The 15383-nt window shown below is 35.7% G+C and carries 6 protein-coding genes; 3 read left to right on the forward strand and 3 right to left on the reverse strand.

The genetic code is table 11. From position 1 onward, the window contains the following. Window positions 1-262 precede the first annotated feature (262 nt). The 3 genes from EK417_RS15350 to EK417_RS15360 are packed head-to-tail and all read left to right on the forward strand — an operon-like array spanning window position 263 to window position 8560. Entirely contained in the window at window positions 263-5290 is a 5028-nt protein-coding gene (locus tag EK417_RS15350) for a translocation/assembly module TamB domain-containing protein (protein WP_136522633.1), read from the forward strand. Further along, window positions 5290-7617, forward strand: coding sequence for a translocation and assembly module lipoprotein TamL (gene tamL / locus EK417_RS15355; protein ID WP_076597749.1), 2328 nt, complete (start codon window positions 5290-5292; stop codon window positions 7615-7617). Before EK417_RS15350 ends, tamL begins: the two co-directional genes overlap by 1 nt. Before the next feature lies 1 nt (window position 7618). Next, window positions 7619-8560: a YihY/virulence factor BrkB family protein gene (locus tag EK417_RS15360; RefSeq protein ID WP_136522634.1), complete on the forward strand. Its 942-nt coding sequence runs from the start codon at window positions 7619-7621 to the stop codon at window positions 8558-8560. 93 nt (window positions 8561-8653) lie between these two features. Here the strand turns inward: EK417_RS15360 and argS are convergent, their stop codons facing one another. From argS to EK417_RS15375, 3 genes are all read right to left on the reverse strand, one after another. After that, a complete protein-coding gene (argS, locus tag EK417_RS15365; RefSeq protein WP_136522635.1) occupies window positions 8654-10414 on the reverse strand; it encodes an arginine--tRNA ligase in 1761 nt (586 codons plus the stop codon). A 137-nt stretch (window positions 10415-10551) separates the two neighbouring features. Continuing rightward, window positions 10552-12177 (reverse strand): SusD/RagB family nutrient-binding outer membrane lipoprotein, encoded by a 1626-nt coding sequence (locus EK417_RS15370; RefSeq protein ID WP_136522636.1) that lies wholly within the window; start codon window positions 12175-12177, stop codon window positions 10552-10554. A 5-nt stretch (window positions 12178-12182) separates the two neighbouring features. Continuing rightward, window positions 12183-15110, reverse strand: a complete 2928-nt coding sequence (locus EK417_RS15375; RefSeq protein ID WP_136522637.1) for a SusC/RagA family TonB-linked outer membrane protein — start codon at window positions 15108-15110, stop codon at window positions 12183-12185. Between the last annotated feature and the right edge of the window lie 273 nt (window positions 15111-15383).

Raw genomic sequence — 15383 nt, forward strand, 5'->3', positions numbered from 1 at the left:
GCCACGCCCCCTAACAACTACTAACATTTGAATTTCATTTTTGCTAACTAACCTTTTCAACATTAAAAAATGATAAAAGGGGGCGTTTTTTTAGCATAACAATCCCTGCCTTGGCTCGTCTTACTCAACTATTCACTTGACAACTACAAACTAAAAATTCCATAATAAGACAGCCAAGGCAGGATTTTTGCATTCTCAAAGAGTACCACAACAAAGACCAAATAAAATAGTATTATTATCTTTGTTAGAAACCTCTTCGCATTTGAAACTGAAAATCAACACCACAAAACTCTTAAGGCGTACTGCCATAACCTTTATTTCGATATTGGTTCTCATTACTCTATTGATCCTGAGCTTAAGACTTCCTGCCGTTCAAAACTTCATTAAAGACAAGCTCGTTGTCTATCTGGAAAAAAAAATAAAAACTCCCGTAAGTCTTGAAAGAGTTTATATAGGATTTCCCAACAGCCTTGTCATGGAAAACCTCTATCTCAAAGGACAGGATGTAGATACTCTTCTGGCTGTTAAAAAGCTCAATGTAGGACTTCATATGATGAAGCTTCTTAATTCTACTGCAGATATTACTTCTGTTAATATGGAAGGAGCGCGCGCCAATGTTGTAAGGAAACCTGATGGCAAATTCAATTTTGATTATATTATAGATGCTTTTGCTTCCAGTGATAAGGAAGAAAGCCCTTCCAAGCCATTTATTATCTCTCTTGATAAAATTAATTTAAAAGATGTTGGAGTAACATTCAACGACCAGCAGTCTAAGAATGATATTCAACTCTACTTTACATCTTTCGATACCAGAGTAAAAACTTTTGATCTCAGCAAAAACAATTATGCCGTTAATGATATCAATCTTGACGGATTAAAATTGAAGCTAAAGCAGGGCCTTGTAGAAGAAGTAGCCAGCAAAGTAGAGAAAAAAGTAGATTCTCTCAATGATAAGAAGCCTATGAATATCGGATTGAGAGGCATCAAGCTTACTCATTTTGATATTGATTATGGGGATGAAAATACGAAAACATTCGCAAAGGTTATCTTCAAAGAGCTGAGTACAAAGGTTAATAAACTTGATCTTGAAAATAACGCTTACAATGTTTCCAATGTATTTCTTTCAGGGGCAGATATCAATGCTAATCTTTATCTTCCTGCTCAGAATGCCAATCCGAAAAATACAAAAGAACCAGAAGTTTCCAAAGCTTCCGATCAGGATAAAGCCATGAAACTTCTTTTAGGAAAACTTATTCTAAATGATGTAAAGGTCAATTATAACAACACCGCTATTGCTCCAACCCAACAAGGAATGGACTTCAACCACCTTCATTTTTCAAAAATGAATGTGGAGGTGAGAAGCTTTAAAATGGAGAATAATACCTTTGCAGGAACTGTAAATTCGGCAGAAATCAAAGAACGAAGAGGCCTGGATATCCAGAAATTCAATACCGATTTTGTTTATGCAGAAAAAGAAGCCTACCTGAAAGATCTTTATCTTCAGACACCAAAAACCATATTGCGTGATGAAGTTATTTTAAATTATAACTCCATTAATGATCTTAGCAAAAACTTAGGTGCTGTAAAGATTTCAGCCAATATCAAAGATTCAAAAATAGGATTCTCAGACATACTGAATCTGGTTCCGACGTTAAAAAATACAGTTCCATTTAATAAATATCCGAACGCTGTTCTCAACGTAAACGCTAACGTAAAAGGAAGCGTGAATGATCTCTTCATTCAGGATCTGAAAGTTTCCGGGTTAGATCAGCTGAGGATAATGGCCTCCGGAAAAATTAAAAATGCGATGAACCCGGACCAGTTATATTATGATCTGAGAATCGGAGAGTTTTCTTCCGGCGCCAAAACAATATTCAATCTTGTCCCTAAAAATACAATTCCTTCCAATATTTCGCTTCCTTCCCATTTCAGCATCAAAGGAAATGCAAAAGGAACTACTAAAGTAGTCAGTACAGACCTTAACCTCTACTCTACTTTGGGGAATGCTGCCATTATCGCACAGGTAGACATGCGCAGAAAGAATCATGAATTGTATGATGTAAAGGCAAATCTGCAGGGAATTCAGGTTGGAAAACTTATCCAGAATAAAGATATCGGTCCTGTCACAGCACAAATTGCAGCCAAAGGAGAAAGCTTTGATTTTAAAAATGCCAATGCAGACTTAAAAGGTCATGTTGCTTCCGCGGTTTACAAAGGATACCGTTATCAAAACATGAATCTTACCGGAAAAATCAATAAAGGAGCTTATCATGTTATTCTGGATTCCAAAGACCCTAATGCCAGTTTACAACTGACCGCTTCCGGAGTTTATGATGAAAAAAATCCTACGGTAAAAGTGAATGGAGAAGTCATTAAACTGGATGTCAACAAGCTTGGCTTCTATGAAAAACCGATGATTATTGCCGGAAAAATTGATGGAGATTTCACCAGCTTAGACCCCAATAATCTGAATGGATTTTTAAACCTTAAAGATTTTGCATTTTCAGATACCAAAGAAGTCTATCCGGTACAGGAGGTCAATCTGAAAGCTTCATCCACAAATGATTCTACACAGATTATTTTCAATTCTCAGATCGCAGATATAGAGCTGAAAGGTAAATACAAACTTACTCAGATTTTCGGTGCTTTAACGAAAACCGTTAATCAGTATTATCAGTTCCAGAAGCCGGATAAAAAACAGAAAATAGATCCGGGGCAGCATTTTACCTTTACGGCTAAAATTAAAAATGATGACCTGATCAGAAAATTTGTTCCGGATCTGAAAGATTTTGAAACCATTAATCTTGTTGGAAATTATGATGCTGATTCTCAGAAAATTGAAATTGACGGACAGATTCCACGATTATTATACGGTGAAAATACGATTGAAAAAGGAGCTTTAAAAGTTACTAATGAAAATCAGGCATTGCAGTACAGCCTGAATGTTGCTGCTTTGAAAAGCTCAAGTTTTTCTTTAAACAAAATAAATATTGACGGAGATGTGGCAGACAATACCATCCGATACAATGTCACCACAAAAGATGAGAAGGACGCTACCCAATTCCTGATTGCTGGAAATGCAAAATCACTGAATGATATTACCGAAATATCTCTTAACCCGAACGGTTTAAAGCTCAATTATACAGATTGGAATGTTGCGGAGAACAACAAAATCCAGATCAGTAATAAAGGGATTCTGGCAGATAACTTCATCCTATCCAATGGAAACAGCCAGATTGCAGTTCAGTCTGAAAGCAATAGCCCAAGTAGTCCTTTGAACATTTCGTTGAAAGATTTTAAAATTGAAACCATTACGGAACTTATCAAAAAAGATACGGTTCTGGCAAGAGGAACTATCAACGGAACAGCCCAGCTCCGGGATGTAACGAAAAAAATGACTTTCAATTCTGATCTGAATATTTCAGACTTAATTGTGTATGGAAGTCCTGTCGGAAATCTTGCTGTAAAAGTGAACAATGCTTCACCTAATATTTTAAATGCAGACATTGCCCTTTCCGGAAATAACAATGATGTAAAAATCCTTGGGGATTATAATACTTCTTCCAGTACTTTCGACCTGAATATGGCGATCAATCAGCTTCAGATGAAGAGTATTCAAGGGTTTTCCATGAATGCCATTACCAATACGGAAGGATATCTTTCCGGAAATTTAAAAATCACAGGAACAGCTGCTCAACCCAATATTTTAGGAAAAGTAAAATTCAATGATGCAGGGCTGGAAATAGCGAAAACAGGAAGTGACTTCAGACATCTGAGTGATGAAATAGATTTTACCAGCCGTGGAATTGAGTTTGATAAATTCAAAATTAAAGATAAAGACGGAAATGCTCTTGTTGTAGACGGACAGGTGCTTACTCAAACTTATAGAGATTTTGCCTTCAATCTGAATGTAAATGCCAGAGATTTTAAAGTTGTTAATTCTGAAAAGACCAATGATGCCATGATGTATGGTGTACTTGCAATTGATGCCAGACTTCATATCCGTGGGAACCTTGATCTCCCTAAAGTAGACGGAAAACTGAATGTAGCAGACAACACGGACTTTACTTTTGTGCTACCTCAATCTTCCCCATCTTTACAGGAGAGAGATGGTATTGTAGAATTTGTGGATCAGGATCAGGTGGTTTTAAATAAAACAATTAAAGCAGATTCTCTGAACTCCAAAAGCCGTATCAAAGGGATGGACATGAGTGTCAACATTGAAGTAAGCAAAGAAGCTAAACTCTCTATTATTATTGATAAAGTAAACGGTGATTTTGTAAAACTTCAGGGAGAGGCAGAATTAACCGGTGGTATTGACCCTTCCGGAAAAATGACGTTAGTAGGAGTTTATCAGGTGGAAAAAGGAAGCTACGATCTTTCTGTTAGTTTGCTTAAACGTAAGTTTGATATTCAGAAAGGCAGTACAATTACCTGGACAGGCGAACCTACTATGGCCCAAATGGATATTACGGCCATCTACAAAACAGAAGCTCCGCCAATTGATCTTTTAGAGCAACAACTCAGTGGAAAAGCAGCTTCACTGATGAATCAGTATAAACAAAAAATTCCTTTCAATACTTTATTAAAAATGAAAGGTGAGCTTTTGAAACCACAACTCTCTTTTGACATTACTACTGATGAAAAAAATAATTCTGTTGCATCAACAGTCACCGAGGATGTGAATGCAAAACTCGCACAGCTCAGAACCCAGGAATCTGAAATGAACAAACAGGTATTTGCTTTATTGCTACTGAACCGTTTCATCGGCGAAAATCCATTTGAAAGCGGAGCCGGAATGTCTGCGGAAACCATGGCAAGACAGAGTGTGAGTAAGATCCTTTCTCAACAGTTGAATAATCTTGCTTCCGGACTTATCAAAGGGGTAGATCTTAACTTCGGGCTGGATTCTACGGAAGATTATTCCAGCGGAGAGAAAAACACCAGAACCGATCTGAATGTAGATATCAGTAAAAAATTACTGAACGACCGACTAAAAGTGACGGTAGGAAGTAATTTCGGACTGGAAGGCCAGGCACGTCAGAATGAAAATATGACCAATATTGCGGGTAATGTTTCCGTAGATTACAGTCTTTCCAAAGATGGAAGGTATATGCTGCGTGCTTATCGTAAGGACGAATATCAGGTGGCTCTTCAGGGGCAGATCATAGAGACAGGTGTAGGATTTATTATCACGTTGGATTATGATAAATTCCGGGAGATTTTCCAGAAATCCAAAGATAAGAAGCAAAAAAAGAATCAAAATAATCAAGTGGTAGAATTTAAGTAATGAATAATAAGTTCCAAATATATTGTAAGTATCTGTTGGTTTCCGGAATGGCATCCACAGTAGTCTCGTGCAGCAATACAAGGTTTTTGAAAGAAGGACAGATGCTGTATACAGGAGCCAAGGTAAAGATTGAAAACGATACGATTTCAAAAAAAGAAAAAAAAGATCTTCAGGCTGCATTGGAAGCTAATCTCACCCCAAAACCCAATTCAACATTTTTGGGAATGCGTCCTAAGCTGTATTTTTATAATATCGCCAAAGAACCCAAAAAAGATAAAGGTTTTAATTACTGGCTAAAATATAAAATGGGTGAAAAGCCTGTATTATTAGCAGATGTAGACCGTGAGTTCAACAAAAATATTATTGAAAATTATTCTGAAAACAAGGGATATTTCAATGCCAAAGCTTCTTATGATACGGTATCGAAGAATAAAAAGGCTCAGGTTATTTATACCTTAAGACCAGGTTCACGCTATCTTATTGATGGTGTAAAGTTCCAGAAGGATTCTACCTTGGTAAATCAGGAAATTCAAGGTTTAACGAAAAGAACGTTTCTTAAAAACGGAAAGCCATTTGATCTGGATGTCATCAAAGCAGAAAGAGAAAGAATTGATAATGGTTTAAAAGAAAGAGGTTTTTATTATTTCCATCCTGATAATATTATCGTTCAGGCAGACAGTACAGTAAGCAAGAATCATAAAGTAGAACTTAATGTAAAGCTGAAAGACAATACTCCTGACTTAGCAACCCAGCAATTCAGCATTAATAATGTTATTGTATTTCCCAATTACAATATTCAGGATGTAAAAGAGGGAAAATACAGCATTCCGATGAATAAAGACTCTCTTTCAAAATACGCTTTTGATGATATTTACGTCATTGATCCTCAGCATAAATTTAAGCCGAAGATTTTTGACAGAGCTTTATATTTCAAAAAAGGTGATCTTTACAATCGTTCCAATCATAATCTGACACTGAACAGATTGATCAGTCTAGGTGTCTTCAAATTTGTAAAAAATGAATTCGTTGTTTCAGATTCATTAAGCCATAAGTTTGATGCTTATTATTTATTAACTCCAAGACAAATCCAGTCACTTCGTCTGGAAGCGTTGGGAAGAACAAACTCTGCGAACTATGCAGGTAGTGAGCTTAATCTGAACTGGACCCACCGAAATTTCTTCAGGGGGGCAGAACAATTCAAGGCAGCAATCTTCGGCGCTTTTGATTTTCAGATGGGAGGATCTCAGGATGCCAATAATATTTTCCGTGCAGGAGCGAATGCACAGCTTTCTATTCCAAGAATTGTTGCACCATTCCGTTTTCATTCTTCAAGTGAGTTTGTTCCGAGAACCAACATTACATTAGGATATGAATTCCAGAACAGAACACAATATTATACTTTAAATAACTTCACCGGATCATTCGGATATTTATGGAAAGAAAATGCCAGAAAAGAACATGATCTGAAAGTGATTGATATTACTTTGGTATCCCCTGCAAATGTTACGGAAGAATATAAAACTAAATCTGCCGGAAATCCTGCCATGCAGAGAATTGTACAAAAACAGCTTATTTTTGGACCAACCTATTCTTACACCTACACCAACACGATGCTTCCAAAGACCAATACCGTTTATTATAAAGGGACGCTTGATCTTGCAGGAAATATTACAGGGTTGGTAACAGGAGCCGATGTAAAAAAAGATAAGGAAAAGAAAATATTTGGAATTCCTTTCAGCCAGTATGTAAAGATTGAAAACGATTTCAGATTCTATCATAAGTTCACTGAAAAATCTTCACTGGCAACGAGATTTATCGGAGGAATTGCCTATCCATACGGAAATTCAGAGTATATTCCTTTCTCCAAGCAGTTTTTCTCAGGAGGTAGTAACAGTATCAGAGCATTCCGTGCGAGAACATTAGGACCGGGAAGTTTTGATCCAAGAACGCTGGAACCGGGTACTTATTTTGACCAATCCGGAGATATCAAACTGGAATTAAATGCGGAGTACCGTGCTAATCTTTATAAATTTTTAAATGCTGCCGTTTTTGTAGATGCCGGAAATATCTGGCTGCTTCACGATGATGATACGAGACCCGGCGCTAAATTTTCAAAAGACTTTTTAAATGAAATTGCGGTGGGAGCTGGAGTAGGTCTGAGACTGGATTTTTCTATCCTGATTCTGAGACTTGACCTTGCGATGCCACTGAGAGTTCCCTACTATCAGAAAGGGGACAGATGGGCCTTCGATAAAATTAATTTCGGAGACTCAAACTGGAGAAAAGATAATCTTGTCCTAAATATTGCCATCGGATATCCTTTTTAATATGATCAAAACAGCTAAATTCTTCTGGGAAGTTCTGAAAGATACGTTTACTGAATGGAACAATTCTTCTGCATCAAAAGATTCAGCAAGTCTTGCGTATTATGCCATCTTTTCTATTCCGGGATTATTAATCATTATCATCTGGGTACTTGGAAATTTCTTCGGCGAAGAAGCTATCCGCGGACAGATCAGCACGCAAATCAGCGGGATTATGGGCCCGGATGTGGCTAAAAGTATTGAGGGGATGCTCGCAGGTGCTTTGATTGACAAAAAGAATGTTTTTATGAAAGCTGTGGGAGTAGGATCATTGGTTTTTGGTTCTACTACTCTTTTCTTTCAACTACAGCATACGTTAAATACCCTTTGGGAAGTAGAAGCTGCCCCCAAAAAAGCACTGGTCAAATTCTTATTAGACAGAGCCAATTCTTTAGGAATGATTCTTATTCTGGGATTTCTTCTGATGATCACCATGGTTTTGTCTTCTCTGATTAGTCTTTTTAATACGATTATCACCCAATATTTTGGCTTTGAAACCTATATGCTGGTAGAAACCGTAAATTTTGCCGTAGGTTTTGGCCTTGTCATGCTCTTGTTTGCTTTAATGTTTAAAGTACTGCCTGATGTTTTGGTGAGCTGGAAACCGGTATGGAAAGGAGCGTTCCTGACTACAGTTTTATTTACACTCGGAAAATTTTTATTAAGTCTTTATTTTAATCAGATAAAACCTACTTCAGCCTTCGGAGCTGCCGGGACGGTTATTCTGATAATGATGTGGATCAATTATTCCTGTATGCTGATATTCTTCGGCGCAGAATTCACTAAAGTGTATACCTACAAAAAAGGCTATAAAGTGATTCTTTCCAAACATGCACGATGGACTCCTGCTAAATTGTATGCAGATAGTTTGAAACAGATGCATGGACAGGATAATGACAAAACATAAACTCGGGTTTCGGGATTCTGGTTACGCTGATACGAGATTATTAATTCTCATATATAAAAAAGCCTCCCGAATTTTTCAGGAGGCTTTCTGTTTTTACATTCTGTTTACTGTTCCGATTCCCAGGAGTTCCAACGATTTTTTGATCGTCTTTCCTACGATATCTGAGATATTTAAACGGAATTGTTTTACATTTTCATCTTCCTGATTCAGGATAGGATTATTCTGATAGAAAGAGTTGTATGCTTTCACAAGATCATATACATAATTTGCTACTAAAGCAGGGCTTAATGTTTCTGCTGATTTAGCCACTACAGTTTTAAAGTTGGCCAGCTGCATAATCAATTCTTTTTCAGACTGATTCAATTCAGTATCAGCAGTTTCTGTCTGTAAAGCACCTGCTTTAGACAATAATGACTGAATACGCGCATAAGTATATTGAATAAACGGACCTGTATTTCCGTTGAAATCAATACTTTCTGCAGGGTTAAATAACATCTTTTTCTTAGGATCTACTTTCAGCATGAAATATTTCAGTGCCCCCAATCCTACTGTTTCATAAGATGCTTCTTTATCTTCTTCTGAAAGGGTTTCCATTTTTCCTAATTCCTGAGCTTTAGATTTTGCTGTTTCATACATTTCCTGCATCAGGTCATCTGCATCTACTACAGTTCCTTCACGGGATTTCATTTTACCTTCAGGGAGTTCTACCATTCCGTAAGAAAGGTGGAACAACTGCTCTGCCCATTCATATCCTAATTTTTTCAGGATTTTAAATAAAACCTGGAAGTGATAATCCTGTTCGTTTCCTACAGTATAGATCAGTTTCTGAATATTATTTTGCTTAAAACGCTCCACAGCTGTACCAAGATCCTGAGTCATGTAGACTGAGGTACCGTCTGAACGTAATAATAATTTCTGATCTAACCCTTCGTCAGTAAGGTCACACCAAACAGAACCGTCTTCTTTTTGATACAGAACTCCTTTCTCCAATCCAGCCTGAATAAGATCTTTTCCTAAAATATAGGTATTGCTTTCATATTGAACCTGGTCAAAATCAACGCCTAATCTTTTATAGGTTTCATTGAATCCTTTATAAACCCAAGAATTCATTTCTGCCCAAAGCGCTCTTACTGTTTCATCACCATTTTCCCAATCCAACAGCATTTTCTGAGCTTGTTTCATCAACGGAGCCTCTTTTTTAGCCTGCTCTTCTCCTACACCCTGGCCTACTAAATCTGCAATTTCTTTTTTGTAGTTTTTGTCAAATTCTACGTAATAGTTTCCTACAAATTTGTCTCCTTTGGTATTGGTAGTTTCAGGAGTTTCTCCATGTCCGAATTTCTCCCAGGCCAGCATAGATTTACAGATATGAATACCTCTGTCATTGATGATCTGAGTTTTGATTACTTCATATCCCGCTTCTTTTAAAATCTGGGCTACCGAGAAACCTAATAAATTATTTCTGATATGTCCTAAGTGTAGCGGCTTATTGGTATTCGGAGAAGAATATTCTACCATTACCGTAGCATTTTTCTTTTCTATAGTTGAAAAATTCTTGGTTACGGATCTGAAATTGTCTACAAATAACAGGTTCTTTACCTTTACATTAAGGAAACCTTTTACTACGTTAAAGCTTTCGAAAAGCTCTGTCTGCTCTGTCAAAGCTTCACCTAATTCAACCCCGATACTCTCAGGATTTTTTTTCAATTGTTTAACCAACGGAAAAGTGACAATAGTAAAATCTCCCTCAAATTCCGTTTTATTTTCCTGAACTTCCAACTTAATGTCTTTTAACTGATATACGTTTAAAATGACTTCTGAAAGTTTTTTTTCTATAATATCTTTAATATTCATGTTTCTAAATTCTCTTTTTAATGCTTATCACTGATACATTTTTAAAGTGTGTTTCAGCTCAAAATCTGAGTTACAAATATACGGAAATAAAAAAACCGCCCGAAGGCGGTATCACATGAATATTATTAAAATACATGCTAGTTTTTATCCCAAATTAGTTTTGTATTCATTTTATCTCCTCCAATAGCATTAGATGCAGCTTGATAATTCGCTGTGTTTAATGTTTGTACAGTTGTTGGATAAAATAATCTTGTAGGCAAATCAGTCAGTCCTGCAATTAGAGATGTAAAAGTATAAGTTGTATTACCTCCAGAAGCTACATTAAGAGTACCAGTCTGCCCAGGTAACAATAGCATGTTTGGATATCCTGTTCTTCTATATTCTGCCCATGCTTCATATGGCTGCATAAACAACGAAATATATTTCTGAGTTAAAACATTTGCTTTAGAAGCTGCTGGTAAGGCAGAAACAAAGCTACTAATTGTTGCTGCATTTACTCCCCATTTTTCCATTGATGCCTTTACTCCGTTTACGTAATTAGTTTGTGACCAACCGTTTGCTTCACTTAATAAAAATTCAACTTCAGAATACTCCATTAAAATTTCAGTATAATCTGGCTTTAAAATATTCTTGCTAAAAAAGTTTGAACTTGCGGCTTGGCTAGGAGCTAAAGAGCTAGGAACTCCATAAGGCATACCTTTAAAATCATTAGGATCTGTAGATTCAGTAATTGAACCATCAAGAATTCTATCTTTAAGTGATTTATTAGTACCATCTGCCAATTCTGCTGCACTCAATTTCGATTTTGTAGCGTATTTAAATAATCTTGGATCTAAACCAAAATTTCCACTATTACCTTTCAATAGATCTACAAAAGTTTTAGAAACAGAAAAATCTGATCTGACTCTAAAATTATCATATAAAGGAGAAGGATTAACAAGGTTATTTTCATAAGTTACTCCCACATTATCAGCATTCGACGTCATCACTCCGGAAGCAATAGCATCAGCAATATGTGCCTCAGCACCAGGAACAACTCCTTTTACTCTAGTTGCAACTCTTAATCTCAAAGAGTTAGCAAATTTCTTAAGCTTAATTCCTTTACTTGTTCTAATATTATTATTTAAGTATGAAAACAAGTTATCCCCTTTACTAAACACAGACTGATTTTCATCAATCATCGCAGCTGCTTCTTTTAATTCTTTCATGATATCAGCATATACCTTTTGTTGACTTGCAAATTTAGGCTGCAAAGTTGTATCTATATTTAATGCCTGAAAGTCAGCATCTTTATTTCCATAAGACCAATATGGGATATCTCCATATGAATCTACTAAATTAAGAAATACATAAGATAACATTACTCGTGCTGCTGCAATCTGATTTTTATTTGGACCATATAATGCCATCTGTACACTTGTAGCCGGATCGGTATTAAGATCTATAATCTGTTTATAATCTTGTGCTACTCTATAAGAAAAACTCCACAATGCATCCCCTGTTGATAACCTATATTGATATCTATCCTCCTCTGTATAGGCTCGCTGAGCAGAATACTGTACCCAAGGCAATACTATTCTTCCTGATTGCCATTCATCTCTTGTATTATCCATTAACTCTTTATTAGCACCGTTAAATATACCGTAACTTAATGGCTTATCAGTTGAGTTGGGATTAATATCTATCTCATCGAATTTATCTGCACAACTATTTGAAATAAATGTTACTGTTAAAACAGATAATATTAAAAATATTTTTTTCATTTTAGTTAAAATTTAAAATTAACATTGAACCCGTAAATTCTTGTTGAAGGTAAAGATCCACCTTCCATACCTTGGATATTACCCGAACCATAAGAGGTATTTTCAGGATCAATTCCTTTATTAGCTAAGTTCCATGCAAATAAATTTCTTGCAAATGCTGAAATCCTAATACCCTGAAATACATTTCCTGTAAGTGATTTTGGCAGATCATAACCTAAAGTTACATCTCTTAATTTTATATAGCTTGCATCAAAAACATTTTGTGCATCCACTGTATTATAATAAGTTCCTCCCCATGTTGGCGCATCTAGCAGAATATCATTTCTAGTTCCGTCTTCTTTAACACCATCAAGAATCACCCCTGCTTCTCTGTTCCCTCCCAAAGCCGTTTCCTCTAACATTCCGGAATTCATCCCAAACATATGAGTAGTGGAGAAATACTTTCCTCCTTGCTGAATATCTATTAAAAATGATAGACTTAAAGATTTATATTTAACTGTATTTCTAAAGCCCATATTGTAATCAGGAAGAATTGACCCTAAAGATTTAAGCTCAGAAGCTTTATAAAACCCATTATCATCCACCACTCTGTTTCCATTCGCATCATACACATAATCAGTACCCCAGATGATACCATATGCCTGACCTACCTGCGCTGTTAACTGGGCTCTAAATGGTGCATTGGTAAGAACATAAGTCGGTAAATCCTGATATAAATTAACCAGTTTGTTTCTGTTTCTTGCAAAATTCCAAGTTAAATCCCATGAAAAATTATCGTTTCTTACAGGTGTGATAGTTACCATTGCTTCAATACCTTTATTAGTCATTTCTCCAGCATTAATTCTCTTATATAAGAATCCAGTAGCAGGATCAACAGGAAGAGCAATAATAAGATCTTTGGATTTTGTTTTATAATATGTAAAATCAACGCTTAATCTGTTTTTGAAGAAACTTGCTTCAAGACCAACTTCTTGAGTAATTTTCAACTCAGGTTTAATGTTAGGATCATTAGATGTATTAGGATTTGAATATTGAGGAGCTCCATTAAAAGGAAGACCGATTACCGTATAAGTAAGCCTGCTATAAGGAGCTGTTCCTGCAGCTATACTGGACCAACCCGCTCTAATTTTACCAAACGATAACCAGTCTGCCTTAAGCACTTTAGAAAACACTAAACTTCCTGTTACAGATGGATAAAACTGATCATTATTTAGCATAGAGAACCAGTCATTTCTTCCGGTTGCCTCCAAAAATAACATATCTTTATATCCTAAGGAAACTGATGCAAATAAACTTTTAACAGATGAATGCTCCGAATAATTGGTTGCTAAAGAATTTTCTTTACCATTATTTAGATTATATAAATTAGGGATAATTAGTCCCCCCACTGTAGTACCTCTTAACCAACTCATTTTGTTATCTCTAATATTAAATCCTGCAAAGGCATTTAAACTAAAATCTCCAAAATTATTATTATAATGAGCTCTACCTTCATAATTAAATTCTGATACATTCCTTTTCTCTATAGTATAATCAGAAACAGCCTGTGAGCCAACCGCAACTCTTGAGCTGATATTTTGAGAATATACATCTCCGTAGACCTTACCTACAATGTAAAAGTTCTTGTTAAAATTATATGTTAATCCTGCATTACCAAAAAAACGGTGTCTTGAATCTTCTGATGTATTTTCATTAATAGTCCAGTAAGGGTTGTCTGAATATAATGGTGTAGGGTTATCCCAAGCTGATCTATTCCATGTTCTTTGAGCTCCGTTAGAAAGCTTATAATCTTTTAGCTTGGTAAAATCAAGATTTCTTTGGCCAAACTGATAAAATTTCTGAGCGACAGAATTATTTCCATAACCTACTTCAGGTCTATTAAAACCCTCTGTATGAGCATAATTAATAACAGCCTCTCCCTTTAAATTTTCTGATAATTTTGAGTTTACATTGATACTAAAATTATCTTTTTTAATCTTAGACGTTGGAATTATACCTCCAATATTTGTATTTGTATATGAAAGTCTTACGTTTGTATCACCAAAGGACTTGGCTACAGATAGGTTATTAGTATATGTTACCCCAGTATCAAAAAAAGAATCTACATCCTTTTTAGGAGCTATCCAAGGAACTGGTTTCAAATAATCACTAGAAAATTCAGAATCAAATGCATACCATGGAAGATACATCAAATTAGAATCATATTTTGGTCCCCATGAAGCATCTGTTTCGTATTCTTGTATATTATAGGTTTGTCCATTTATATTTGCCGTTGGTAATGTATCAGAATACCCACCCCCATATTGATTTTGTAATTTTGGACGTATGTAGATACTTTCAAAAGAAACTCCAGTATTTAATTGAATTTCTGTTCTACCTTTTTTAGCAGACTTAGTTGTATACAAGATAGCACCGTTGCCTGCTCTAGAACCATATAGAGCAGCAGCAGGGCCTCCTTTTAATACAGTTACACTCTCAATATCATCTGGGTTAATATCAAATGAAGCATCTCCGTAATCTCTACCCCCAGCACCTCTTTGAGTATCAACATCGTTAACATTCGAGTTGTCCAATGGTACTCCGTCTACAATAATTAAAGGTCTGTTTTCACCAGTAATAGAACTGATACCTCTCATAGTAATTCTAGTAGACCCTCCCATTGTGCTTGGCGCAGTAACCTGTACCCCTGCAACATTTCCAGACAATGCACTTACCGCATTTGTTTGTCCCGCTTCAGAAATAATATCTCCTTTAATTTCCTGAGAGGCATATCCAAGAGCTTTCTTTTCTCTTTTAATACCCAGTGCTGTTACCACTACACCTTCAATTTCCTTTGTCTGCGTGACGGAATCATTTTTCTTCTGCTGGGCATTTGCAACTGCAACAGACGAAGATAATACCAAAACAAGCAGACTCGTTGTTAGTTTCTTCATATCACATTAATTTTTAGAGAGTAAATTTGTATTTTTTTTAACAAATTAACAACTAAAGGCTAATAAAATAATAAATAAACCAACAATCAGCACAAAAATAATAAAATTAATTAATAAAATACATTAAAAACTAATCATTTAATAAAAAAAAACAACTTTAATATTCTAATTAAAGTGATGAAAACACACCATCAAAAACAACACATAAAACACTGAATTAATGATATTTAAAAACAAATAAATGAAATTTAATTCACAAAATCCTATAAAAAA

The sequence above is a fragment of the Chryseobacterium candidae genome (assembly GCF_004916905.1).
Lineage (GTDB): Bacteria > Bacteroidota > Bacteroidia > Flavobacteriales > Weeksellaceae > Chryseobacterium > Chryseobacterium candidae.

Coding starts and splice junctions, on each gene's coding strand:
- EK417_RS15360 (WP_136522634.1), top strand. CDS start 7,619: ATGATCAAAACAGCTAAATTCTTCTGGGAAGTTCTGAAAGATACGTTT.
- tamL (WP_076597749.1), top strand. CDS start 5,290: ATGAATAATAAGTTCCAAATATATTGTAAGTATCTGTTGGTTTCCGGA.
- EK417_RS15375 (WP_136522637.1), bottom strand. CDS start 15,110: ATGAAGAAACTAACAACGAGTCTGCTTGTTTTGGTATTATCTTCGTCT.
- EK417_RS15370 (WP_136522636.1), bottom strand. CDS start 12,177: ATGAAAAAAATATTTTTAATATTATCTGTTTTAACAGTAACATTTATT.
- argS (WP_136522635.1), bottom strand. CDS start 10,414: ATGAATATTAAAGATATTATAGAAAAAAAACTTTCAGAAGTCATTTTA.